Raw genomic sequence first — 23,409 nt, forward strand, 5'->3', positions numbered from 1 at the left:
CCGCCTTGTGCCTACCCCTCGCAGGGTCAGGCTGTGGGCGCACCGGCCCCGCATACTCGGACTGTGAGCACGATCGAATGGCCGTTGGGCGAGGCCCTGCAGGCATGGCGCGCCCGGGTGACCCCCGAGGACGTGGGACTGGCCACCTATGGCGACCGGCGCCGGGTCACCGGGCTGCGCCGAGAGGAGCTCGGCCTGCTGGCGGGCGTGAGCGCCTCGTACTACACCCGGCTCGAACAGGGGCAGTCCCGCAACGCCTCGGCGGAGATCCTCGACGCGATCGCGCGGGCTCTGCGGCTGAACGAGGCCGAGCGCGCACACCTGCATGCGCTGGCCGCCGCCGGACACACCAGGCAGGGAGCCCAGCCGCCGCCCGTCGAGCAGGTGGATCCGGCCCTCGCCGATCTCCTGGCGGTGCTCGGCGACGTGCCGGCCGTCGTGCTCGGGCGGCGTACCGACGTCCTCGCCTGGAATGCAGCCGGGCATGCGCTCCTCGGTCTCGACCTCGCCCGCGAAGCGCCGGCCGATCCAGGCAACCGGCCGAACATGGCCGAACTTGTCTTCCTCGACGCCTACCAACGCGACCTGTACGTCGACTGGGCCGCTAAGGCCCGGGCCGTTGTCGGCAACATGCGGCTCGTCGTCGGCCTGCATCCGAACGACGCGGTGCTGGCCACGCTGATCGGCAGGCTCTCCATGAGAAGTGCCGAATTCGCCGGGCTGTGGGCTGACCACAGCGTGCAGCCGTGCGCCACCACGGACTACGACCTGCACCATCCCCTCGTGGGGCGGCTGACCACGACGCAGCAGTCACTGCGCTCCCTCAGCAGCCCGGACCAGATCCTCGTCACCTGCACCGCACCCGCAGGCTCGCCGTCGGCCGAAGCCCTGGCCCTGCTGGCCCTGATCACCGCCGACAACAAGCCGCAGTCGTAGCTGCGCGGTCAGCCGAGGCTGGCCCTGCCCTGTCGCCAATAACCGCGAAAGGCGACATGCGATCTGGGTACGCCGTGAGCGCCGACAAGGTGCCTGCGGATGCTCGTGGCCAACGACGACTCCCCCGCCGTCCAGGCGTAGAACGGCCCTGACCGCAGCGGCGTGCCCGTGACGGCCTGCAGGGCGAGGCTGCCCGGTGCGAGGCCCGGATCGTTGCGGGGCAGCCATTGGATGCGGCTGCCCTGCGGTGCGGTGATGTCGTCGCGGATGTCGCTGTCGCTGGGGATCTCGAGGTAGACGTCGGCGGGCAGAGCGGCGGTGGAGCGTTCCAGGATCGCGACGATCGCCGGCAGTGCGCTTTCGTCACCGGCCAGCAACTGCCATTCGGCGTCCGGTTGAGGCACGTAGCCGCACCCCTCGTCGAGGAAAGCGACCCTGTCGCCGGGCTTGGCCGACAGCGCCCACGCGGTGCCGGGAGCGGCCGGCCGATCGGCGGTGGCGGCTTCCTGGTGGACGGCCACCTCGATGTCGAACGCGGATATCTCCGGCCGGAACCGCCGAATGGTGTACGACCTGACCCGTGGACGCCGCCGGGCCGGTTGGAGAGCGTTCTGGATCATCCATCGCTCGCTGGCCGGCAGCGCTACCTCGTCCTGCCCGGGACCGGCGAAGAAGAGCCGGCCCCACTGGTCGAACCCCTGCTGTTCCAGGTGGCGGACGTCGTCTCCGCCCAGCGTGACGCGCATGAAATGCGGGCTGATCTCCTCGCGGGCGATGACGGTCAGCGCCAGCATCCGCCGGTGACGAGGACGGCGATACCGGTTCGTCAGCTCACCAAGGCTGTTCATCGGCCCATCCTTGGCCGGCCGAGGGGGATGCGACCACCGGTAAGCTGCCGTCTTATGCCGGAAGCCCGCCACACTTTCCCGCCGTCGGACGACCTGCACGGGGAGACCCCGAGCGGCGCGGGCTGGCTTCCGCACGGCTTCCAGCTCGCGCCCCATTCACACCCTGAGGGGCAATTGGTGTACGCCGCCGCGGGTGCCCTGGCCACGACCACCGACCGGGGCACCTGGGTGGCACCGGCCAACCGGGTGACCTGGACGCCGCCGGGGTTCCGGCATTCGCATCGCTTCTACGGCGAGACCGATGTCCGGCTCATCGCGATTCCGGCCGAACGCTGCGGCGACCTGGTGGCGCACCCGGGCGTCTTCGCGGTCGATCCCCTGTTGCGCGAGGTCCTGCTGGCTCTGACCGACCGGCCCGAGACGCGCCCCGGCGCCCACGACCGGTTGTGTGCCGTCATCATCGACGAACTCACCAAGGTCCCCGAGGAGTCCCTGCACCTGCCGGAGCCTCGCGACGACCGGCTGCAGAAGGTGACCGATCTGCTGCACGAGAACCCCGCCCGCTCGTCAACGCTGCACGAGCTGGGCCGCATCGCCGGGGCGAGCGAGCGCACCCTGAGCCGGCTCTTCCACGCCGAGCTGAGCATGAGCTTCCACCGGTGGCGCACCGTCCTGCGCGTCCAGCACGGCCTGATCCACCTCACCGACGGCCGCTCCGTCACCGAGACCGCGGCGCTGTGCGGATGGCTGAACCCGACCAGCTTCATCGAGGCGTTCACCGAGGTCGTCGGTCAGACGCCGGGTCGCTATCAGGCGCAACACGGCTTGGCGGGTTCCCGGTAATTGCCGTCCAGTTAACGGTGGTCGGCGGTCGGCGCGGCAATCAGAGTGGAGGTCAACGCGCCGCACCACGTCATGGAGGCTGGACTTGATGATCGAAACCACCGTCGTCATCGTCGGAGCCGGGGTCGCCGGGCTCACGCTCGGCAACTTCCTGCTCCGCAACGATGTCAGCTGCATCGTCCTGGAGAAGAACACCCGCGAATACGTCGAACAGCGCCAGCGTGCCGGGACGGTCGACGCTCGCGGCGTACGCATGTATCGCGCCTGGGGTCTTGGCGAGGTGCTGAACGGCGACCCACTGCCCGAAGTCGCCGGCGGCTTCTGGATCGACGGCGAGGAGTTGCCGATCGAATTCGACGACGAGGACACCAACGACAGCATCCTCTGCCCGCAGCAGGTTCTCGTCCGCAACCTCACCGATGCCTTCCTGCGCGACGGCGGAGACCTTCGCTTCCAGGCCGCCGACGTCACCCTGGCCGACCTCACCACCGACGTCCCCCTCGTGCGATATGTCGACACCGACGGCTCGGCACAGGTCATCCGCGCCGGCTTCGTCGCCGGTTGCGACGGCGACCGGGGCGTCACCAGGGCATCCATCCCCGACGGGATCCTGACCCGCTACTCCCACGAGTACGGCTACGCGTGGCTCAGCGTCCTCGCCGCGGTGCCGGGAACCTCGTCGGGCATGGCCATCCACTCGCGTGGCCTCGCCGGCCTGATCCCGCGCGGGGCGAACGCCAGCCGCATCTACCTCCAGATCCCCTTGACCTCCACTGTGGAGCAGTGGCCGGACGAACGGATCTGGAACGAGCTCGAAGCCCGGTACGGTTCCGCCCGGCAGACCGGCCCGATCATCGAGAAGCGGATCGTGCCCCTGCGCAGCGTGGTCTACGAGCCCATGCGGTACGGCAGGCTGTACCTGCTCGGGGACGCCGCGCACATCGTGCCGCCGATGAGCGCGAAAGGCATCAACCTCGCCCTCAACGATGCCGAGACGTTCGCCCGCGCCGTGATCCAGCAGGTCCGCAACGACGACGCGGGCCTGCTCGACAGCTACTCCGACGACTGCCTGGGCCACATCTGGAACTACCAGGCCTTCGCCGCCTGGATCACCGACACCATGCACGACGCCGGTGACACGTCCTACGCGGGAGAATTCCGCAAGAAGATCGCCCGGGCGGAACTGCAGCGTCAGTTCGCCTCGCCCGCCGCGAACCGGCTCTTCGCCGAGCTCACCTCCGGCGTGAACTGAAGTCCACCATTCGTACAGTCCACTAAGGATCCCGGCCATGGCAGGGTGAGGTGTACGACGGGGGGTGCGGATATGGATCTGCTGAGTGGGACCGGTGCACTCGTGGTGATCACCACGCTGATCGTCAGCGTGCTGCTGTGCGTGATCGCCGGGGACCGCGTGGACGCCTTCCTGCGCCTGACCGGGCCGGTGATCGCCGCGGGCGTGGTAGCGATCTACGGCTGCGCGGCGCTGCTCCTGGCGGCTCCGGCTGACCTTCTCAGCGGCAACCCCGGCAGCAGCGGCGCGGCCTGGACGACACTGCTGATCGCGCTGGCAGTAGCCCTGTTGCTGGCACGCCGTTTCCGCTCGCACAGCCGGGAACCCCTGCTCGCCGTCGCGGGCCGGGCGCTGATCCTGCTGGTCTGCTGCTCGGGTGCGAGATATCTCGCCCGTCTCGCGGGTTTCCCGGTCGACGCGTTCTGGACGGCGGCCGCGGTCTCCTTGGCCGCGCTGATGTTGACCGTCGCCGCGTTCGAGTTCATCCGCCGGCCGGGAGTCCTGCACCTCGTCGTGCGGGCGTTCGTGCTGCTGTCGGCGACCGGGTTGGTGGCGGCCTGGGCGATAGCGAACCACGTCCCGGTGTACGCGGATCCGCGTACGGCCTCGCCGCGGACGCTCTGGGTGATGCTGCTCGTCGAGCCGCTGGGCGCCCTCGCCATCCTCCTGCTGGCGATCGCGACGGTCCGCCACTTCGCGCCCGCCCTGCTGCCCGACAGCAGGCGGACGCCGATGGCGGGAGAGATCTGGAACGCCTTCGTGACGTTCGACAGCGGCGACGACGAGGGCAAGGACCGGCCGGTGCTGGTGCTGCGTGGCGGTGGCGATCAGGCCACGATCCTGAAGATCACCAGCCAGGACAAGAGCCGCTTCGCCGGCTACCTGCCGCTGCCCCGCAACCGGTGCCGGGCGGTGCTGACCAAGGACAGCTGGCTCGAGCTGAACCCGATGCCGCTGCCCGCGGAGTCCTTCCGCTCGTACCGGGGCCGCTGCCCGGCCTGGGTCCTGGCCGAGGTCCGCCGGCGTGACCTGCTCCCGGCGGGCTTCGGGGCGGGCCGGGTGCGCAGCTGGCTGACCGCCGTCCGGGCCCGCTGACCACCGTCAGGCGCGGCCGCACAGGGCGTTCTGGATGAGCTTGTCGGCCGCACGTTGCTGCTGTAGTTGGTGCTCCAGCGTGTCTCCGAGCGCGGTCGACATGGACACCACCGCACTTCGCCGGCCGTCGTCGGTGACGCCGGTGCCGGTGATGAAACCGGCGTCGCCGCCGTCGTGGCCCCAGTAGAAACCGCCGCACGGCAGCGGACGACGGGCGAGGCCGAGCCCGTACTGTCCATGGGGCCAGATCTGTTCGATGTCGGCGCTGACCGGCACTGTTCTTTTCATGTCGGCCAGTTGCGCCGGTCGCAGAAGTCCGCCGCTCAGCAGCGTACGGAAAAATTGGGTCCAGATCTTTGGTGCTGGAAATGACGGAGTCCGGGTCGCCGGAGACCTGTTCGGTGACATCTGTCAGCTCGCCGGTCCCGAAGAGTTGGTACGCCTGCGCGTGCGGCCCCGGCAGGCCCGCCGACGTTCCCGGGAACGTCGTGTCGTGCAGGCCGAGTGGCCGGACTATCCGGTCTTCGGTCTCCTCGCGCAGGGACCGGCCGGTGACCCGTTCGATGATCATCGCGACCAGGATGAAACCGGTATTGGAGTAGTGCCAGCCCGATACCAGGGGGTGGTTCATCGCCCGCGCCACGAGCTGCTCTCGGGTGTAGACGTCGTAGCGTTGCTCAAGGTATTCCGCCGGCGTCGTGTATCCGGGCAGGTCATCGGTGATGCCGCTGGTGTTCTGCAGGAGCTGGCGCACGGTGATCCGGCTCCCGTCGTAGCCGTCGCCGCGCACGACGCCGGGTAGCCACCGCTCGACGGTGTCGTCGAGGGACAGCCTGCGTTCCCCGACCAGCTGCAGCGCGACGACGGCCTCGAACGCCTTGTGGGTGCTCGCGATCCGGAACCGTCCATCGGACATCATCGGCCGGCCGGTGGCGAGGTCGGCGACGCCGCTGGTTGCTGTGTGGTGCCGCCCGTCGGAGGTGGTGACCCGGGCCTGCACGCCGGTCACCCCGAGTGCGTGGAGGGCGTCGGCGTCGCGTTCCACCCCGGCGCCGGTGAGGGCCACGATCACGACCATCGCTATTACGCTGTTCAGTCCCATGCCGTCCGACGCTATGAGGTGCGGCGGCGGCAGACGATACAGCTGGCTGTAGTGCCACGGCGGTGACCGCCGGGCAGACTCGACGCCATGTCACGCGGGCGGTGGTCTCAGGTGTGGCGCGGCGGGATCTACCTTCTGGGATCGCTGGTGTCCGGGATCGTCACGGTGCTCGCGCTGCCCCTGCTGTGCGCTCCGCGGTTTGCTCTACTGTGGGCAGACAAGCATCGCGACCGCGCCAGTCGTCTTCTCGGTACGCCACCGGCGGCACGCGCCGATACGACCACGCGCCGCGCTCTGCTCTGGCTTCCGGTGAACGCCGTGACCGGGGTGGCGCTCGGTCTGCTCGCGCTGCTGTGCGTGGGCAACGTCGTCGTCGCCACGATCGCCACCCCGCTGTGGTGGGCGTTCACCTTCGAGGAACGGCCACGGCTGTTCATCGACATCGCGGTGACCGGCTGGACCACCGCGCTCACGCTCGGCCCGCTGCAGATCGTCCTGCTGGCCGCGCTGGCTTTTCCTCGGCTTCCCACCGATCGCTCGTACGCACGCGCGGATCTGCCTGGTCGTGTTGTCGCGCTCGACAGCCGAGGAGCTCACCGAACGGGTCGCCGTGCTGACCCGCACCCGGGCGGACGTGCTCGACGCCCACGGCGCGGAACTGCGCCGCATCGAGCGCGACCTGCACGACGGCACCCAGGCCCGGCTGGTGTCGATCGCGATGCGGCTGGCCGTCGCCCGGCAGGTGCTGACCGACGATCCCCGTGACGAACAGTTTCTGGGAGAACTTCTTCGCGATGCCCACGAAGGAACCGAAGAGGCCATGACCGAACTCCGCGACGTCATCCGTAGCGTCTATCCCCCGATCCTCGCCGACCGTGGGCTGGCCGGTGCGCTGACCGCGGTGACCACCCGCTGCGGCGTACCGACCCGGCTGGACATCGGTGATCTCGGCCGGGTGCCGGCGGCGGTGGAGGCCGTCGTCTACTTCGCCGTCGCCGAGTCGCTCACCAATGTCGCCAGACACAGCCGGGCGACCGCGGCGGGTGCACGGGTGAGCCGTACGGCAGACCGGTTGTCCGCAGTGATCACCGACAACGGCATCGGCAGCGCCGATCAGCGGCGGGGAACCGGTCTGGCCGGGATCCGCCGCCGGATTCTCGCCCTCGACGGCACCATCACCATCAACAGCCCGCCCGGTGGGCCCACGACCATCACGATGGAGCTGCCATGCGGGTTGTGATCGCTGAGGACAACGTGCTGCTGTCCACCGGCCTGGAGCTGCTCCTCGGCCGCTACAACTGCCAGGTGGCAGCCGTCGTCGACAACGCGGCGGACTTCCTCACCGCGGTGCGGGACCACCAACCCGACGTCACCATCGTCGACGTCCGGCTGCCGCCGTCATTCCGGGACGAGGGCATCCGAGCCGCCCTGCGAGCCCGTCGCGAACACCCCGGCCTGCCGATCCTGGTGCTTTCTCAGTACGTCGAGCAGCAGTACGCCGCCGAACTGCTCGCCACCACCGGCGGCGGCATCGGCTACCTCCTCAAGGACCGCGTCAGCCGGGTGGAGGAGTTCGTCGACGCCCTGCACCGCGTCGCCGCCGGTGGCACAGCGATGGACCCCGAGGTCATCGCCCAGCTGGTCCAGCACGCCGGCGACCCGATCGCCACCCTCACCGCCCGCGAACGCGAAGTGCTCGCCCTGATGGCGCAGGGCCGCGACAACACCACCATCGGCCACCGGCTCCACATCACCGACAACGCGGTCCACAAACACATCGGCAACATCTTCGCCAAACTCGGCCTCGCCATCACCGACACCGGCCACCGCCGCGTCCTCGCCGTCCTCACCCACCTCAACGCGGCCGGCACCAGCCCCTAACCGAGAAGCGCCGCAAGCGGATCCGAGTCAACCGGCTCCTCAAAGACAACCCCACTCGCCATGGCCACAAGCATCGCCCGGTACTGCGGCCCATGCTCCGCGAACGGCGTGGACACCTCAATCGTCGCAAGCTTGTCCCCCTGCGGCGACGGCACGAACGCCTCCAGCTGCCACACCGGCGACTCCACCCCCTCGGCCAGCACGTGCTGCCCCGGGATCGCGGGAGCCGGCATCAGCGTGACGCGCTCAAAGAACAGCGCCGGCCCGTTGGGTAGGTCGACCAGGTCCGTCTGACCCGCTTCGCCCGCGCCGGCCTTGGCTTCGAGCAGATCTTTGAGTACGAGCCGCGGGTTGTTCTCCTCGGGAAACTCCAGCAGCGTCACGACCAGCGATGAGGTGATCAGCTGGTCGTTGAGGGCGGAGCGGTGCCGCCCGACGCCACAGTAGACGGCCCGGCGCTCCGCCAGCGTCTCCAGGAAGACCTGCAAGGAGGACAGGACCGTGTCGCCGGCTTCGCGGATGTTCGGCGGGCCGAGCTCGGTTACCAGCTTGCCGACGGCCTCGACGGTCTCCGCGATGCCGGTCAGCGGCAGTGCCGCATATCCCTGCGGGATCTCCACCCACACCCCGGCCTGTTCGACAGGATCAGTCATCTCCGCCACCGACCAGCCCCTGTCCCGTGGCAAAGCTCTTCTTGGCCATGCCGACGGTCTTGTTGATCACGTTCAACGCCCCCGGTACAGCGTCCACGTTTTTCATGGCCAACGGCACTGCCGCCGTGATCTTCTCGATGACGATGGGCACCTCCGGCACGACCTTGGCGACGTTTTTCATCACGAAGCCCGGATCCTTGGCGGCCTCACTGACGATCTGTGTGATCGACTTGGCGCCTCGGACTCCGTCGACAACAACCTCGCCGCCCTTCGCCACCTTGCCCACCGCACCAACGCCCGGGACCAGCCCGATGACGTCCCCACCGAGCTGGATGGCCGAGCCCCAGTTGCCCTTGAAATCACCGTGGAGCATCTCCCCCAGATCCTGTCGGACCTTGGGGTTGGCAATGGTTGTCGCGAGCGCACCGACCCCGGCGACCGCGGACACGGCAAACGCGATGACATCGATCGGCGGCGGCGTGACAAGCGCGATGAGGCCGGCGACTGCCGAGATCGTGCTGAGCACCGAGTGAATTTCGTCGAGGTGGTCCTCCACCCAGGAGGCGGCCCCGACCACGCCGTCCAGGATGTCGTCACCGAGCTGGCTCAGCAGGCCTTTGCTGGGTGCGAACTTGGCGGCTTCCTTCAGCAGGTCGGCCACCTTGCTGGCGGCCGCATCCCATTCGTCGTGCAGCTGTTGCGCCAGCTTGCGGAGGTGCGCGAGCACGTCCAGGGCCATGTCAAGGTCGGTGTTCGCGTCGCGCAACACCATGGTGGCTCGGTCCAGCCTCTGCTGCGCGTTCTGCAGTTCGGCCTCGTTGTCGAAATACTGCCCGGCGAGATTCAGGTCCGGGCTGGCCGCCGCCGACTGCTGCTTGTTCTCCGCAGCGGTGACGTCCCGCTGCGCGTCGGCGGCCTGCCGTTCGAGATCGGCGGCCCGTTCCTGATAGCCGTCGAGGCTCGTGCTCCAGCCCCGCAGCGCGTTGACAGCGGTGTTGAGCGACTGGTTGGCCTTGGACAGATCCTCGATGAGCGTCGAGTTCAGGTGTGCGCGGAACGCGTCACCGGCAGCGCCCTGCCAGACCCCCGAGTTGTCGTTCCGCAAGCTGTTCATCAGGTCGTTCGCCTGCAGCATCGAGGACGAGGCCCGGGAGATCTTCTGCTGCATCACCGAGACGCTCGCGGTCGAACCCGGGGCCGGATCAAACCCCAGATTCGGGTACGCCGTAGTGGCACCCAATGTCGTTTCCTCCCCGTGAGTCTTTGTTACTTAGGGCGACGCGTTATCCGGTCGCCCGGTCGATAGAGGATCGCGACGCCGGCCCACGGCGCCTTACGCGCGGGCTTGTTCGGCTCGTCGGCGAACCAGGCGCGGTACATGTCCAGGTATGCGTAATCGACAGGTTGCCCGGCGGGTGGCAGCCTGTCGGCCTGACCGGTACGCAGCAGCTCAATCGCCTTGATCTGGGGAAAAACGGTGCTCCACGGGCTTTTGGCGAAGCGGATCGTGTCCGGCGACCCGCCGAACGGCCGGTAGGCCACCAACGATGTGGGATCGCCGGCGATTTCGAGCGCGCCACCCGGTTCGTGCAGCAGATCGTCCTCCACGTCGGGCTTACCCCACATCGAATAGTGGAACGACGGCGCGCTCAGCTCACCGATCGGCGCCCCGGTGTACGGATCGAGCAGCTGAAACACATCCACGGACCGCGCCCAGTGGTACGAATCCCACAGGCTCAGGCTGATGAGGTATTTCCACCCGGTCTGCTCGGCCTGCCAGCGCCCGAAGCGATAGTTCACCCGCTGCCACGGATAGGCCGCGAGCAATGAATAAGTATCGCGGGCCTGCTTGAGGATCCGCTTCTGCTTGGACCCGCCGCCTGCCGCCGCGGCCTCGAGCACGTCCAGCTCGGCAATCTTCGCCGCGCGCAGATTTCCGTCGGTGAGGGCGGAACCGGGGCGGATGGGGTCGGCTGGGGTCATGTCAGCGGCCGGTGGTGGTGAAGCCGCTGGAGAACTGGTTGATCAGGATCAGGGGCTCCTTGAGTTTGTCCACCGCGTCACCGATGGCCTGGTCCGCGCCTGAGTAGAGGCCCTGCACCTGCTGGACCGCGGTGGTGGTCTCGTCGACGGCCTTGCCCAGTTCCTTGGAGCCCTGTTCCCAGCTTGTCTGGAAGTCCTCGGCGGCCGAGTTCAGCTTGTCGTTGCCCAGCCGGGTGTCGTTTCCGGACAACAGTTTCGGCAGGTCGGCCAGCTGTTGGTGGGCGTCCCGGAGTGTTGTCACGTACTTCGACAGGACACCCATCTCCACCTGGAAGAAATCGCTCATCGACAACCACCCCGCCCGCCGTGATCTTCAAGTCGGCGAGACGATATCAGGACAACCTATGCCTGCGTTGCCCCTGAACTGGCGAAACTGTGGAGGCGGTGACAGAGGGTTCTACCGTGGCTACCTATGCGGGCGATGATGCAGGACCGTTATGGGTTTCCCGGCACGTTGCGGCTTCGGGAGGTCGGGCGGCCCGCGGTGGGTGACGGTGACGTTTTGGTACGGGTGCGCGCGGCTTGCGTACATCCGGATGTTTGGCATGTGGTCAGTGGGCGACCGTATGTGCTGCGGGTGATGGGCAGTGGGGTCCGGCGGCCGAAGGACCGCATTCCTGGCACTGATTTTGCCGGGGTGGTGGCGGAACTGGGGCGTGGCGTCACCGATCTGGCAGTCGGGGATGAGGTTTTCGGGGAGAGCCTGCGTGGCTTTTCGTGGCGCAACGGGGGCGCTTTTGCCGAGTACGCCTCCGTTGCGCGCGATTCGCTGGCACGTAAACCGGCGGGTGTGACTTTTGAGCAGGCCGCGACTGTGCCGACAACCGGATACATCACGCTGGTGAACGTTCCCGCCGAACGGTTGCGGCCCGGCGCCCGGGTGCTGGTAAACGGCGCGGGTGGGGGTGTCGGGGCCATCGCCGTGCAGCTCGCCAAGGCGAGTGGGGCGCACGTGACCGCCGTCGATCAGGGCCGTAAGTCGGGGCTGCTGCGTGGGCTCGGCGCCGACCGAGTCGTCGATTACGCCATTGACGACTTCACCCAGGGAACCTATAGGTACGACCTGATTGTCGACGTTCCGGGCAATCATCCGTTCGCCGCGATCCGCCGCGTGCTCGCTCCGGACGGGCTCTACGTGCTGATCGGGCACGATGATTTCGGTCGTGCCGGGCACCGGTGGCTGGGAAGTCTGCCACGCTTCGGGAGGCTCGCCGTGCAGTCTTTGCGCAACCGGCAGTTGCCCCGGCCCACCCGGGCCGGGCTGGGCAAGAAGGAGGCGATGGGCGTGCTGCGTGATCTCCTGGAGTCGGGGCGGCTCACGCCCGTTGTCGACCGGGCGTTTCCGCTCGCCGAAGCCGAGGCTGCGATGGGCTACCTGATTTCCGGCGAGCCCGTGGGCCGAGTGGTTCTGACCGTCTGAGGGGGCACGGCGTGGAAGCGAAGATGAAGCGGTGCCCGCGGTGCGGCCACCCGACCCGGGCCGACCGGATGGTGAAGGGTTTCGGCAGGGACTGCGCCGTGCAACTCGGCCTGGTCGGCAGGTCGGTGGACATCGGGCATGTTGGCCCCGACCTGCTCGACATGCTCGACGCGGAACCCGAGGATTCCTGCGACGGCTGGGATCGCTGAACGCTCAGGCGCCGGGCCGGACCAGCGGCAGGAGGATCGTGTCGACGATCTCCTCGATGGCGTCGTCCGGGAGCGGGGACAGGGTCATCAGGACGTGATGGCGCAGCAGGTCGAACGGCAGTGATCTGACGCGTGCCGTGAGCTTCGCAGGGTCCGCTTCGCCACGTTCGACCGCGCGGTCGTACGCGCTGTCGAGTGCCGTGCGGGCGCCGCTGATGATCACGTCGCGCAGGTCGGCGAGGCTGCTCCCGGTCTCCTGGTAGTAGCCGCTGAGCTGGACGCCGAGCACCGTGGCGAAGTCGACCCGGGTCTCGTTGGCGGTCCTGAGCAGGGCTGTCACGTCGCCGCGCAGGCTGCCCGTGTCCGGTGCGGGGCGGGGCACGCGGGTGCTCGCGTGGGCGACCGCGGCGCGCAGGAGCTCGTGCTTGGTCGTCCAGCGGCGGTTCAGCACCGGCCTGCTCGTGCCGGCGCGGGCGGCGACCGCTTCGAAGGTGAATCCCGCGTACCCGTTCTCGACCAGCTCCTGCCATGCCGCGTCGAGCAGGGCCGCTTCGAGCTCGGCACCGCGGCGACGGCTCGGCGCATGGGGATCCTGAGGATGCACAACTGCATCTTACCGTGCTTTGCTTAGGATGCACTGCCGCATCTTAAGGAGTGGTTCATGGCCGAGAACTCAGGCCTCACCCGTACCGCGATCGCCGTGATCGCGGGCGGGCTGGCCGTCATCTTCGACACCACGATCGTCAGCGTCGCCCTGCACGATCTCGCGACCGACCTGCACGTTCCGCTCGGCACGATCCAGTGGGTGAGCACCGCGTACCTGCTGGCCCTGTTCGTCACGATCCCGGTCGCCGGCTGGGCGCAGACCCGGATCGGCGGCAAAAGACTCTGGCTCATCGCCCTGTCGGTCTTCCTCGCAGGCTCGGTGGCCTGCGCGTTCGCCTGGGACGCCGCCAGCCTGATCGGGTTCCGGGTGGTGCAGGGCATCGGCGGCGGCATCATGTTGCCGCTGATGTCGACGCTGCTCATGCAGGCCGCACACGGGCGCAACCTCGGGCGGGTCATGTCACTGGTCAGCCTCCCCGCGGCGCTCGGCCCGATCCTCGGGCCGGTGATCGGCGGGCTGGTGCTCGGGTACGCCGACTGGCGGTGGCTGTTCCTGATCAACGTCCCGCTCGGCGCGGTCGGGATCGTGTGCGCGGTTCTACTGTTGCCGGCGGGCGAGCCTGGGCGGCGTACCCGGCTGGACGGTCTGGGCCTCTTGCTCCTGTCGCCTGGTGTGGTCGCGCTGATCTACGGACTGTCGAACGTCAGCCACTCGGGCGGATGGCGCCGGGGCGACGTCGTGGTCCCGCTCATCACCGGGCTCGCGCTGGTCGCGGGCTTCGCAATTCACGCCGTACGCCGTGACGACGCACCACTGGTCGACGTCCGGCTCTTCCGCCACCGCGCATTGACCTCGGCGTCCTCGCTGCTCTTCCTCTCCGGAGCCTCGCTCTACGGCACGATGCTGTTGTTGCCGCTGTACTGGCAGCAGGTGCACGGCACCGACGCGCTCGGCGCCGGACTGATGCTCGTCCCGCAGGGAATCGGCACGCTGCTGAGCCGCACCCTCGCCGGCCGGCTCACCGATCGCATCGGCGGCCGATGGGTGGCGATGACCGGCTTCATCGTCATCGGCATCGCACTCGTACCGTTCGCGACCGCGTCGACGAGCACGCATCAAGCGGTCCTGCTCGGAGCGCTGTTCGTGCAGGGACTCGGCATGGGTGCCGCGTCGATCCCCCTGATGAGCGTCGCCTTCCAGGGACTCGAACGCGCGGAGGTACCGCATGCCAGCATCATCACCCGCATCGCGCAACAGGTCGGCGGCTCGTTCGGTGTCGCGCTGCTCGCGGTGATCCTGCAGCAGTCGCTGGCTTCTGGAAACGCACCCGACGCGTTCGATGTGGCATTCCGGTGGGCCATCGGCTTCACCGCCGTCGCGGTGCTCCTGACCACCTTCCTGCCTCGACCCAGTGTGAAAGTTTCGGAACCTTCACCGACTCTGGTTGCCGCAAAATGATCGACTTTGATTGCAAAATTACCTGCTAGATGTCGCTACGAAACTATCGGACATCTCCCGGAATTCAGTCATTGACGTTCGTCACATTCACCACCACCATGAAGGCAGCGATATTTATCGATGCATCTGACGGAAGGTGAATCCCCATGACCAGATCGGTTCTCCGCAGCGCGCTGGCCGTCGGCGCGGCGGGGCTGCTGGCAGCCGCCGGGGTCGTGTTCCTGGCACCCACGGCCGGCGCCCTCGCCACCTGCTCCAACGGATATGTGGGGCTCACGTACGACGACGGTCCGAACGCGAGCAACACCACCACGTTGCTCAACACGCTGCGGTCGAACAACGTGCGCGCGACGCTCTTCAACATCGGTCAGAACGCCGCGGCGAACCCCTCCCTGGTCGCCGCCGAGGCCGCGGCCGGCATGTGGGTGGCCAACCACAGTTACACCCACCCGCACATGCTGACACTGAGCGCGGCACAGATGACTTCCGAGCTTTCGCGTACGCAGTCCGCGATCCAGAACGCAGGCGGCGGCACTCCCAAACTGTTCCGCCCGCCGTACGGCGAGACGAACGCGACGCTCGCAGCGGCGGCCTCAGCCCTCGGCCTGCGCACGGTCACCTGGGACGTGGACTCGCAGGACTGGAACGGCGCCAGCACCGCCCAGATCGTGCAGGCGGCGAGCACCCTCACCAACGGTCAGCTCATCCTGATGCACGACCAGTACGCCACGACGATCGCCGCCATCCCGCAGATCGTGTCCGGCCTGACCAGCCGCGGTCTCTGCGCCGGCATGATCTCGCCCACGACGGGCCGCGCCGTGGCACCGGACGGCACCACCAACCCGACCACTTCCCCGCCGCCGGCCGGCTCCTGCACCGCGACCTACGCCGACGGTCAGAGCTGGACGGACCGCTTCAACGGCCAGGTGACGGTGACGGGCGCGACGAACTGGACGGTCACCGTGACCGTGCACTCGCCCCAGAAGATCATCGCTACCTGGAACGCCGCGGTCAGCTGGGACAGCAGCGGCAATGTGATGACCGCGAAGCCGAACGGGAGCGGCAACACCTTCGGCTTCACCATCCAGCACGGTGGCAATCTGGCCCGGCCGGACCTCACCTGCCGGACCTGAACCTCCGCTTGCCCTTGACCGTCCGATTGCCCTTGACCCTCCGCTTGCCCTTGACCCTCCGCCCGGGGAGCGTGCGGTCCGGACCTTTGCGGGTCCGGGCCGCCGTGCCGGGCGTCGCGTTAGGTTGTGTGCAATTTAGTTGTGCACAACTAAATTGCACACAACCTAACGCCGCCTATGACGCCGGTCTGACCTTGGACCGCTGGATCAGCAGGCTCTCCATCGCATCGGCGGGAAGCGGGCGCGAGTAGTGGTAGCCCTGGCCGGCGTCATAGCCGAGCAGGGTGAGTTCGTTGGCCTGCGCTGCTGTCTCGATGCCCTCCGCGACCGTGACCATGTGCAGGGCCCGGGCGAGGCGCAGCACCGCTTCGGCGACCGCGGAGCCCTCAGGTTCGCCGTTGAGCTCGGCGACGAAGCAGCGGTCGAGTTTGAGGATGTCGACCGGCAGACGGGTGAGGTACCGCAGCGACGAGTAGCCGGTGCCGAAGTCGTCCACCGCGATGCGGATACCCAGCGAGCGGATGTCCTCGAGCACCGCCACCGCATCGGTGCCGTGGACCAGCGCACTCTCGGTCAGCTCCAGGACGAGGTCGCGCGGGTTCAGGCCGGTGGCGGCGACCCGGGCGCGGATCTGGTCGACCAGGTCGGGCTGGATGAGCTGCCGGGGCGACAGGTTGACGCTCAGATGCAGGTGCCGGCCGAGGTCACGCTGCCAGCCGCGGACCTGAGCGGCCGCCTGGTCAATCACCCACAAGCCGATCTGCTCGATAGAGCCGGTGCGTTCGGCGACGGCGATGAAACGGTCGGGCGAGATCATGCCGAGCACCGGGTGCTCCCAGCGGACCAGCGCCTCGACTCCGCTGATCTCACCGGTGGCAAGCTCGATCAGCGGCTGGTAGTGCACGCGCAACTGGCCGGCGGTTACCGCGGCGGCGAGGTCGGTCTCGAACACGTCGTCTGCGGCCGCGACGTCCTCGAGCTCCGCGTGCCACAGCTGGATGCCGTTGCGGCCGCCGCGCTTGGCGACGTACATCGCCATGTCGGCACGGTGCCGGACGGTGGCGGCGTCGACGCCCGTCTCCGTCATGGCCACGCCCACGCTGGCGTTGATCCGGATGTCGACGTCACCGATCCGGGTCGGTTCCGCGGCGGCGTCGAGGATGCGCCGCGCCACGGCGATGGCCTGGTCGGTGCTTCCGGGCCGGTCGAGGACGATGACGAACTCGTCGCCGCCGACACGGGCGGCGACGTCGGTTGCGCGTACGGTCCGCTTGAGGATTGCAGCGAAAGCCGCCAGCAGAGCGTCACCAGCCTCGTGTCCGCGTGTGTCGTTGATCTTCTTGAAGCCGTCCAGATCGATCAGCAGAATCGCGGACGTCGCCCCTTCCTGCTGCTGCCGGCGGCACGCGGCAGCCAGCGCGGCATCAGCGGAAATGCGGTTCGCGAGCCCGGTCAGATGGTCGTGCACGACCAGCCGGTGGTTCTCGCGCAACGCGATGACCTGTCGCAGCACCACCGCACCGGTCATCACGATCACGCCCGCGGCCAGCCCACTCCACGGGTAGATCTCACCCTCTTGCCAGGCCGCGACGAACAGCATGGTGTACCCGGCGAGCAGCGCCGCATAGGGCAGGTAGGCGACCCCGGACCGGGACTCCTCCGGCGGGATGTCGCTGCCGGCATCGGGATTCCTGACATGTACGCCCGCCGCGAGCGCCATGATCAGGTCGCCAGCGTTGAGAACTAGCGCCAACGGGGTGGTCCACGCCATCGGCCCCTGCATCAGGATGTCGTGGGCGTAGATCACATCGCTGACGAGGAACGCCGCGAGCCCGGCCAGGAAAATCGGAAGCGGCCCGCGAAACGACGCCACCCCGTTGCGCATCAGCAGCGCGCACAGTCCGAAGATCAACACCAGGTCGGCGATGGGGAACCCGATCACGGTCAGCGCGTCCAGTCCCGCCTGCCGCGTCGTCACAGCCGGGCCGAGCTGGAAATACCACGAAATCACGAACCCACCACCGACAACCGTCGCGATGTCGGCGGCGAACCGGGTCCGCTGCTGCCCGGACAACGGCCGCATCGGGAACATCAGAATCCCCACCAGCAGCAGCGCACCCCACACCAGCCGGCAGATCAGCACCGCCATGATCGACCAGAGCGGCAGACCGTCGTAGAGCACGGCGACGACAACAGCCAAGGGCTGCGGCGCCAGCAGCACGGTGAAAGCAATCGCGATCCACCGCCAGGGGCGTCGCGCGGCCGCCGGGCCCTTGCACGCGGCGATCCACGCCATCACGGTGGCGATCAGCGACGTCACCAGGAACGACCGGAAGAAGTCCGCGTTCGCCTCGGCCCCCTGCGGCTGCGTGACAACCCGGGCACTCGACACGAAGAGCCCGAACAGCAGGACAACACTCAGCGCCCAGGTGCCCTTCGTAAACCTCACGGATCCCTCATCGGCAGACTCACGCCCATCATGAACATCGAGACACCGCCGGTGCGCGTACCGGTTTCTGCCTGCCCGTTGGGCCCGAACCGAAGACCGGGATAGACGATTGACACTCCATCGATTATTGTCATCACCGACGCCGTTGCGAGTTCTTCCCCCGTGGAATTCGCAACGGCGTCCTTATGTCCGGAGCTGGTTGTCCGGAGCAGGCTGTCCGAGGCTGGCTGTCCGAGGCTGGCTGTCCGAGGTCGCGGCTTGCTTTCGCTGATGATGCGACTGGACCAGCGCTCGCCTGGACCAGCGCTCACCTGGGCCGGTCTGCCGCTGTCGGCTCTACCGCTCGCTTCTGGCAGGAGGGCCGCTTACGCCAGCGGACTTCAGCGCTGACGTCGCCAACGTGCTGCGCGGGCTTGCCGCTCCCAATCCGCTCCCGAACTTGGACATGCAAACGGCAGAGCCCCTGACCGCTTTCGCGGTCAGGGGCTCTGACCTGGACTTACTTTGGGGTGACCGACGGGACTTGAACCCGCGACCCCCGGGACCACAACCCGGTGCTCTACCAGCTGAGCTACGACCACCATGCCACCATCGCGAAGTTGCCTCCGCAGCGTGCGCCGGATAAGCATAGCGGCACACCCCGGCACCCCGTCGAGCGGGTTACCCCGCCTCCCGCTTCGGCAGGCTGGCGGGACTTACAGCCTGGCAGGTCTTACAGCTCGGCGGCGATGGCGCGGGCCTGGTCGACGTCGGGGCCCGGCAGCGGGACGAAGACCGTGCGCCGGTAATACTCGAGCTCGCGGATGCTCTCGCGGATGTCGGCGAGCGCCCGGTGCGCGAGACCCTTCTGCGGCTGGCCGAAGTACACCCGCGGGTACCAGCGGCGGGCCAGCTCCTTGATCGACGAGACATCGATCATCCGGTAGTGCAGGAAGTCGTCCAGCACAGGCATGTCGCGCGCCAGGAAACCCCGGTCGGTGGCGATGCTGTTACCGCAGAGGGGCGCAGTCCGCGGGTTGGGGACATATTCCTTCACGTACGCGAGGACAGCCGCCTCAGCCTCCGCCATCGTCACAGTCGAGCGCCGCACCTCTTCGGTGAGGCCGGACTTCGCGTGCATGTTGCGCACGATCTCCGGCATCCCGTCCAGCGCGGCATCGTCAGCGTGGATGACGAGGTCGACGCCGTCACCGAGCACATTGAGATCAGGATCAGTCACCAGAGCGGCGACCTCGATCAGCGCGTCCTTGCCAAGATCGAGACCGGTCATCTCACAGTCGATCCACACCAGAAGATCAGCCACGCTCCCAGCCTACGCGCTGACCGAACACGGCGCTGAGCCGTCCACGCGTACACACCTGATCGGGATCCGCACCCCACTCAGCGCTAATAGCCGTGAATTGTCCGGATTAAGACTATGACTACCTACTTTGCCACCCAGGGCCTAAACTGGTCTTAACGGACGAAGCCCCCTTCGGTAACTCCGTTCCCCCGGTAAAGGGCCCTTCGCGTCGGCAGCGCGAGGGGCCCTTCGGCGTACAAAACCGGGGCGCGCAGCGAAAAGAAAAATGGCCGCGCACCGGAAAACCGGTCCGCGGCCACCCCCAGATCCCACAATCAGTCCTTGTCAGCGCCCCGCCCACGCCGAGGCGGCCGCGTCATCTTGATCTGCGCCTCCTCCGCCTCCCCCTCAGGCAACGGAAGCCCCGCAGCAGTCATCCCCTTACGCCGCCGGCGCGCCGCCCCACCACCCAGCAACTCGGCCACCTCAGCCTTGTAGTTGCCCAGCAGCGACCCCGCCCGGCGAGCCTCCGGAGCCTTCTCGCCCGGGCGCTCCCCTGCCGCGTCCTGGGCCCTGGGCCCTGGGGTTTCGGGGGCCGTCTCGAGCTTGGGCTCGGTCTTGATCTCCGGGCTTCGCTCAGTCCGGGCGGTATCCGTCTCGCCGTCCTTGGTGGTGCTGGGCTGGGTCCGCTGACCCGCGATACGGGTCTCTGTCTTCGCCGCCGTCGCGCTCTGCTCAGTCTTCTCGGTCGGGCCGGTGGGACTTCCCTCGCCTCTGGCAGCTCCGATCGTGCGCCCCGGCGAACCCTGGCCGGCTGGAACGGGCTGACGCTGAGGTTCCGCGGGGCGCGCAGGGCCGGGCACCGCAGGCCTGGCAGGCGAAGTCACAGGCCCTGCGGGAGCGGGTCCAGCGGGCGCGGGCGCTGCGGGCGCGGGCGCTACGGGCGCGGGCGCTACGGGCGCGGGCGCTACGGGCGCAGGTCCAGCAGGCGCGGGCGCTGCGGGCGCGGGCGCTGCGGGCGCAGGTCCAGCAGGCGCAGGTCCAGCAGGCGCAGGTCCAGCAGGCGCAGGTCCGGCAGGCGCAGGTCCGGCAGGCGCAGGCACTGCGGACGCAGGCACTGCGGGCGCGGGCGCTGCAGGCGCTGGGCCGGACGGGGCGGAGGTCGCGGGTGCGGGACCGGTAGGAGCCAGGCCAGCAGATGCGGGGCTGGCTGGCGCGGAGGTCGCGGGCGCAGGGGTCGCGGGCGCGGGACTGGTTGGTGCCGGGCCCGTGGATGCGGAAGTCGCAGGTGCTGAGGTGGGTGAACCCGGATCGGCCTTGGCCGAGTTGTCCTTCGCCAGGGTGGCGGGGATTGACGGCTCCGGTCGAGCGGGTGATGACGTCGCTGCCTTGAGGGAGCGCGGCGCGTCGGGGGTGTCTGGCTTCGGCTCGGCTGGGTTGGTGGTGGATGCGGTCGGCTTGGTGGCGGCGGGGGTTGGCTGCGGGTTCGGAGCGCCGGGGGTGAGACCGACGCGGGGGGAGTCGGCGCGGGTCAGGCCGTTTGCTGCCCAGGCGTTCGAGGGCGGGCCTCCGAACAGGGCGTTGCGAGGCGTCATGCCGGACGGGCGTGAAGTCTTGGTGACTGTTGTGCCGCTGGTCGGGGCCTGCGTCGGGGCCGTCGTCGCGGCGGGATTGCCGGTAGGGCCTGTCGGCTCGATCTCGGATTTCGGCGCTGCATGTTCGGTATGAACCACCGGGATGGTGGAGGATTCCGGGCGCTTTGCCGCTGTGGTCGGCGCGGTCTCGGGTGTGGCATCGATGCTCGCCGCCTTGGGGGCGGAAGGTGCGGTTAGGGCATTCGCCGGCTTCGCTGTGGCCGGAAAAGTCGGCGCGCCTGACGCCTTCGATACCGCTGGGACCACCGAGGGCTGGGATGCCGCCACCGGTGCGAGCTTGGTTGTCGCCGCCGGAGCCACCGCGGGCTGCGAAGCCGCCGGAGCCACCGCGGGCTTGGGTGCCGCCGGAGCCGGAGCGCGGTCAGGCGTCGGCGGAGTAACCGCGGGCCGGGATGTCGGAGACGTCGAGGTCGCCGCGGAACTCGATGTGGGAGCTGGTGCGGAGGCTGTTGAGGGCTTTGAGTTCGGCGCTGTCGGCTGGGTGGGCATCGCCTTGGAGGTGGCGGACGGGGGCGGGGTGGTTGTGGGCTGCTGCTGGTTCGGGGCGGGGATGGCCGGAACCGTCAGGCCTACCACCACCACGTCGTAGCCCTCTGGCACCTCGGACGCTGCCTTGGCCGGAGCGATGGATGGTTGGGCTGCAGGCTTCGGGGCCGCCGGGCGGGTCGCAGCATCGGCAGATGGGCCGGTTGCAGGCGCGGGAACAGGCTTGGCGGCGGAAACAGGAGCCGGGTTGACGATGGATCCAGCCGTAGGTGACGAGGACGACGTAGCCGCAGACACGGTTGCCGGAACGGCCCCGGAGCCAGCTGCCGTCTCGACAGCCGCGCCGGTCTTGGACCCAGCAGCCGGAAGCGTCCCGGAACCGGGCGTCGAGCCAGCCTTGTTCCCCACAGCCGGAACTGCGGCGGGACCGGTCGCCGAGCCGGGCTTGGCAGCCGCGGGCGGAACGGTCGCGGGACCGGACGCTGAGCCGGGTTTGGCGTCGGTGGGTGACGGGGCTTTGGGTTTTTGGGCGGCGGCGATGGCTGCGGCGGCTCGGGCCTGGGTTTCGCGGGAGCGGGCGGCGGCGGTTTCGGCTACCCAGGCTCCGACGGCTGAGGCTTCGAAGATGGGGAGGTCGGTGGGCTGGGGAGACGTGCGGCGGCGGGTGGTGGCGCGGCCGAAGAAGGGTTCGGTGGATTCGGGGGTGGGGCGGACCGGGACGAGTTTGATGGGTTCGCCGGGGGCGGCTGCGGGGGTGGATTGGTCCGGGCCGGAAGGCTGGGTTGGTGCCGTGGAGAGAGGAGCCGCGGCCGAGGGCGACCCGGAAGGCTGGGTCGTTGCAGGCAGGTGGGTGGAGCCCGAGGCCTGGGTGGGGGCGACGGCGGTGGGGGCGACGGCGACCACGGAGGCCGGTGCTGGGGTGGTCGGGGCCGGGGTGGTCAGAGCGGGGGTGGTCAGGGCGGGGGTGGTCGGCATGGGGAGGGCTTCGGACTGGGCCGGGGTGTGGTGGGCGGGGGGCCAGGTCAGGGATGGGGGGCGGGTTCGGGACTGGGTGTCGGCGAGGGTTCGGGGGCGGTGGGTGGCTGAGTGGCGGCCTCCTCCGGTGCGGCTCAGGGGGAGGGGGGCTCCGATGGCCTGCATGAGGTCGGGGACCTGGCTGGGTTCGACGACGTAGACCACTTCGCGGCGGCGGGCGGGCCAGCCGAGGGTGATCATGCCGGACATGACCAGGAGGGTGCCGAGGATGAGCAGGGCCCAGGTGGTCTGGTTGAGCCAGCCGGGGCTGAGGGCCGCCGTTGTCTGCAGGCGTACGCCGGGCTGGGCCGCGGCGTTCATGATGATGAGGCTGTAGTCGGTGTCGCGGAAGTCGGCCGGGTTCCAGTCGAGGGCTCCCGTGCCGGCGGCGAGCCAGAACGTCTCGCGGGTCGGCAGGGTCTCCGGGGCGCGGGTGCCCGGGACCAGACTGCTGGTCACGGGGAGGGCGCCGGTGCCGAGGTCGATCGACGAGACCGTGATGCGGGGGATGTCCGCCAGGTAGGTGGCCGCCTTCGCCTTCGGGGCGAGGCCGATGAAGGCCGGGGCGTCCGACGAGGTGGCGGTGATGCGCAGTTTCGAGTCGCCGAAGCGGGCGAACGGGGCGTCGTCGCCGAGCAGGGTGTCGACGTCGTCGATCACCACGGCGTACCCGGAGGTCGCCACCCGCTGCATTCCTGCGCTGAACGCACCGCCCGCGTCGCGGTGCTGCATGGCGGCCCAGAGGGCACCGCCTGCGAGCAGCGCCGGAAGTCCAGCGGTGAGCAACAGCATGCCGAGGATCGTGCGGAATACCCGCATCGCGATCTCCCCCTTCTCGACGGTACTGGGCAGACCATACAGAGCAATTAACACCAAAATGGATAAACCGCTAGTTAGCCCGCTAATGGGGTCGCGGAGGGGGTTAAGGCACGGGAGGCGCTGGAGTTAGCGCGGGAAGGGAGCAAAAAAACGGGGCCGGCCCGAGTGGGCCGGCCCCGGAAGGA

20 protein-coding genes, 1 tRNA gene and 1 pseudogene are annotated in these 23,409 nt (G+C 68.8%); 10 read left to right on the forward strand and 12 right to left on the reverse strand.

What is annotated here, in order from left to right:
- Positions 1-63 precede the first annotated feature (63 nt).
- Positions 64-936 (forward strand): helix-turn-helix domain-containing protein, encoded by an 873-nt coding sequence (locus tag Ahu01nite_RS40750; RefSeq protein WP_239159529.1) that lies wholly within the window; start codon positions 64-66, stop codon positions 934-936.
- Between the two features lie 8 nt (positions 937-944).
- On the opposite strand, the gene Ahu01nite_RS40755 is transcribed toward Ahu01nite_RS40750, so the two are convergent.
- Positions 945-1,784, reverse strand: a complete 840-nt coding sequence (locus Ahu01nite_RS40755) for a siderophore-interacting protein (protein ID WP_203842115.1) — start codon at positions 1,782-1,784, stop codon at positions 945-947.
- 54 nt (positions 1,785-1,838) lie between these two features.
- On the opposite strand from Ahu01nite_RS40755, the gene Ahu01nite_RS40760 reads away from it, so the two are divergent.
- From Ahu01nite_RS40760 to Ahu01nite_RS50925, 3 genes are all read left to right on the forward strand, one after another.
- The gene (locus Ahu01nite_RS40760) at positions 1,839-2,627 is read left to right on the forward strand and encodes an AraC family transcriptional regulator (protein WP_203842116.1); all 789 of its coding nucleotides are present in this window, start codon (positions 1,839-1,841) and stop codon (positions 2,625-2,627) included.
- An 88-nt stretch (positions 2,628-2,715) separates the two neighbouring features.
- On the forward strand, positions 2,716-3,879 hold the full coding sequence (locus Ahu01nite_RS40765) for a 4-hydroxybenzoate 3-monooxygenase (protein WP_203842117.1): 1,164 nt from the start codon (positions 2,716-2,718) through the stop codon (positions 3,877-3,879).
- Between the two features lie 72 nt (positions 3,880-3,951).
- Positions 3,952-5,013: a hypothetical protein gene (locus tag Ahu01nite_RS50925; RefSeq protein ID WP_239159530.1), complete on the forward strand. Its 1,062-nt coding sequence runs from the start codon at positions 3,952-3,954 to the stop codon at positions 5,011-5,013.
- 6 nt (positions 5,014-5,019) lie between these two features.
- Here Ahu01nite_RS50925 and Ahu01nite_RS50930 read toward each other — a convergent pair whose 3' ends face one another.
- Together Ahu01nite_RS50930 and Ahu01nite_RS51925 are read right to left on the reverse strand one after the other, a co-directional pair.
- The gene (locus tag Ahu01nite_RS50930; RefSeq protein ID WP_239159531.1) at positions 5,020-5,289 is read right to left on the reverse strand and encodes a hypothetical protein; all 270 of its coding nucleotides are present in this window, start codon (positions 5,287-5,289) and stop codon (positions 5,020-5,022) included.
- Positions 5,279-6,115, reverse strand: a pseudogene (locus Ahu01nite_RS51925) (serine hydrolase domain-containing protein); the annotation flags it as partial. The gene Ahu01nite_RS50930 and the pseudogene Ahu01nite_RS51925, both read right to left, overlap by 11 nt.
- A 568-nt stretch (positions 6,116-6,683) precedes the next feature.
- Here Ahu01nite_RS51925 and Ahu01nite_RS50940 point away from each other — a divergent pair.
- Complete coding sequence (locus tag Ahu01nite_RS50940) at positions 6,684-7,355, forward strand: sensor histidine kinase (protein ID WP_239159533.1); 672 nt, start codon at positions 6,684-6,686, stop codon at positions 7,353-7,355.
- On the forward strand, positions 7,343-7,996 hold the full coding sequence (locus Ahu01nite_RS40780; protein ID WP_203842119.1) for a response regulator: 654 nt from the start codon (positions 7,343-7,345) through the stop codon (positions 7,994-7,996). The genes Ahu01nite_RS50940 and Ahu01nite_RS40780 overlap by 13 nt, the downstream gene beginning before the upstream one ends.
- On the opposite strand, the gene Ahu01nite_RS40785 is transcribed toward Ahu01nite_RS40780, so the two are convergent.
- The 4 genes from Ahu01nite_RS40785 to Ahu01nite_RS40800 all read right to left on the reverse strand — a co-directional run bounded on the left by Ahu01nite_RS40785 (position 7,993) and on the right by Ahu01nite_RS40800 (position 10,978).
- The gene (locus Ahu01nite_RS40785) at positions 7,993-8,649 is read right to left on the reverse strand and encodes a hypothetical protein (protein WP_203842120.1); all 657 of its coding nucleotides are present in this window, start codon (positions 8,647-8,649) and stop codon (positions 7,993-7,995) included. The two genes, Ahu01nite_RS40780 and Ahu01nite_RS40785, sit on opposite strands and share 4 nt — an antisense overlap.
- Positions 8,642-9,817 carry a hypothetical protein gene (locus Ahu01nite_RS40790; protein ID WP_203842121.1) on the reverse strand — a complete coding sequence of 392 codons (1,176 nt, stop codon included), beginning with the start codon at positions 9,815-9,817 and terminating at the stop codon, positions 8,642-8,644. The genes Ahu01nite_RS40785 and Ahu01nite_RS40790 overlap by 8 nt, the downstream gene beginning before the upstream one ends.
- 98 nt (positions 9,818-9,915) lie before the next feature.
- Entirely contained in the window at positions 9,916-10,632 is a 717-nt protein-coding gene (locus Ahu01nite_RS40795) for a hypothetical protein (protein ID WP_203842122.1), read from the reverse strand.
- Position 10,633: 1 nt separating this feature from the next.
- Positions 10,634-10,978 carry a DUF6317 family protein gene (locus Ahu01nite_RS40800; protein WP_203842123.1) on the reverse strand — a complete coding sequence of 115 codons (345 nt, stop codon included), beginning with the start codon at positions 10,976-10,978 and terminating at the stop codon, positions 10,634-10,636.
- A 126-nt stretch (positions 10,979-11,104) separates the two neighbouring features.
- Between Ahu01nite_RS40800 and Ahu01nite_RS40805 the strand changes: the two genes are divergently transcribed.
- Together Ahu01nite_RS40805 and Ahu01nite_RS40810 are read left to right on the forward strand one after the other, a co-directional pair.
- Positions 11,105-12,112: an NAD(P)-dependent alcohol dehydrogenase gene (locus Ahu01nite_RS40805; protein ID WP_203842124.1), complete on the forward strand. Its 1,008-nt coding sequence runs from the start codon at positions 11,105-11,107 to the stop codon at positions 12,110-12,112.
- An 11-nt stretch (positions 12,113-12,123) separates the two neighbouring features.
- Entirely contained in the window at positions 12,124-12,321 is a 198-nt protein-coding gene (locus Ahu01nite_RS40810) for a hypothetical protein (RefSeq protein WP_239159534.1), read from the forward strand.
- 4 nt (positions 12,322-12,325) lie between these two features.
- Here the strand turns inward: Ahu01nite_RS40810 and Ahu01nite_RS40815 are convergent, their stop codons facing one another.
- A complete protein-coding gene (locus Ahu01nite_RS40815; protein WP_203842125.1) occupies positions 12,326-12,925 on the reverse strand; it encodes a TetR/AcrR family transcriptional regulator in 600 nt (199 codons plus the stop codon).
- Positions 12,926-12,982: 57 nt separating this feature from the next.
- Here Ahu01nite_RS40815 and Ahu01nite_RS40820 point away from each other — a divergent pair, with 57 nt between their 5' ends.
- Both Ahu01nite_RS40820 and Ahu01nite_RS40825 read left to right on the forward strand, forming a co-directional pair.
- Positions 12,983-14,386 (forward strand): MDR family MFS transporter, encoded by a 1,404-nt coding sequence (locus Ahu01nite_RS40820; RefSeq protein WP_203842126.1) that lies wholly within the window; start codon positions 12,983-12,985, stop codon positions 14,384-14,386.
- Between the two features lie 146 nt (positions 14,387-14,532).
- Entirely contained in the window at positions 14,533-15,519 is a 987-nt protein-coding gene (locus Ahu01nite_RS40825) for a polysaccharide deacetylase family protein (protein ID WP_203842127.1), read from the forward strand.
- Positions 15,520-15,694: 175 nt separating this feature from the next.
- Here Ahu01nite_RS40825 and Ahu01nite_RS40830 read toward each other — a convergent pair whose 3' ends face one another.
- The 4 genes from Ahu01nite_RS40830 to Ahu01nite_RS40845 form a co-directional block, all read right to left on the reverse strand.
- Positions 15,695-17,968, reverse strand: coding sequence for a putative bifunctional diguanylate cyclase/phosphodiesterase (locus Ahu01nite_RS40830; RefSeq protein WP_203842128.1), 2,274 nt, complete (start codon positions 17,966-17,968; stop codon positions 15,695-15,697).
- A 505-nt stretch (positions 17,969-18,473) separates the two neighbouring features.
- Positions 18,474-18,549 (reverse strand) — tRNA-His (locus tag Ahu01nite_RS40835).
- 131 nt (positions 18,550-18,680) lie between these two features.
- Positions 18,681-19,271: an oligoribonuclease gene (gene orn / locus Ahu01nite_RS40840; RefSeq protein ID WP_203842129.1), complete on the reverse strand. Its 591-nt coding sequence runs from the start codon at positions 19,269-19,271 to the stop codon at positions 18,681-18,683.
- A gap of 314 nt (positions 19,272-19,585) precedes the next feature.
- Complete coding sequence (locus Ahu01nite_RS40845) at positions 19,586-23,224, reverse strand: hypothetical protein (protein ID WP_203842130.1); 3,639 nt, start codon at positions 23,222-23,224, stop codon at positions 19,586-19,588.
- Positions 23,225-23,409: the final 185 nt, after the last annotated feature.

It is taken from the genome of Winogradskya humida, from assembly GCF_016862215.1.
GTDB classification, from domain to species: Bacteria; Actinomycetota; Actinomycetes; order Mycobacteriales; family Micromonosporaceae; genus Actinoplanes; species Actinoplanes humidus.

Excerpts from the sequence above, each read along its gene's own strand:
- Ahu01nite_RS40760 (WP_203842116.1), top strand. The coding sequence starts at position 1,839 with ATGCCGGAAGCCCGCCACACTTTCCCGCCGTCGGACGACCTGCACGGG.
- Ahu01nite_RS40825 (WP_203842127.1), top strand. The coding sequence starts at position 14,533 with ATGACCAGATCGGTTCTCCGCAGCGCGCTGGCCGTCGGCGCGGCGGGG.
- Ahu01nite_RS40780 (WP_203842119.1), top strand. The coding sequence starts at position 7,343 with ATGCGGGTTGTGATCGCTGAGGACAACGTGCTGCTGTCCACCGGCCTG.
- Ahu01nite_RS50925 (WP_239159530.1), top strand. The coding sequence starts at position 3,952 with ATGGATCTGCTGAGTGGGACCGGTGCACTCGTGGTGATCACCACGCTG.
- Ahu01nite_RS40765 (WP_203842117.1), top strand. The coding sequence starts at position 2,716 with ATGATCGAAACCACCGTCGTCATCGTCGGAGCCGGGGTCGCCGGGCTC.
- Ahu01nite_RS40800 (WP_203842123.1), bottom strand. The coding sequence starts at position 10,978 with ATGAGCGATTTCTTCCAGGTGGAGATGGGTGTCCTGTCGAAGTACGTG.
- Ahu01nite_RS40790 (WP_203842121.1), bottom strand. The coding sequence starts at position 9,817 with ATGCAGCAGAAGATCTCCCGGGCCTCGTCCTCGATGCTGCAGGCGAAC.
- Ahu01nite_RS40795 (WP_203842122.1), bottom strand. The coding sequence starts at position 10,632 with ATGACCCCAGCCGACCCCATCCGCCCCGGTTCCGCCCTCACCGACGGA.
- Ahu01nite_RS40820 (WP_203842126.1), top strand. The coding sequence starts at position 12,983 with ATGGCCGAGAACTCAGGCCTCACCCGTACCGCGATCGCCGTGATCGCG.
- Ahu01nite_RS40845 (WP_203842130.1), bottom strand. The coding sequence starts at position 23,224 with ATGCGGGTATTCCGCACGATCCTCGGCATGCTGTTGCTCACCGCTGGA.
- Ahu01nite_RS40785 (WP_203842120.1), bottom strand. The coding sequence starts at position 8,649 with ATGACTGATCCTGTCGAACAGGCCGGGGTGTGGGTGGAGATCCCGCAG.
- Ahu01nite_RS40755 (WP_203842115.1), bottom strand. The coding sequence starts at position 1,784 with ATGAACAGCCTTGGTGAGCTGACGAACCGGTATCGCCGTCCTCGTCAC.
- Ahu01nite_RS40805 (WP_203842124.1), top strand. The coding sequence starts at position 11,105 with ATGCGGGCGATGATGCAGGACCGTTATGGGTTTCCCGGCACGTTGCGG.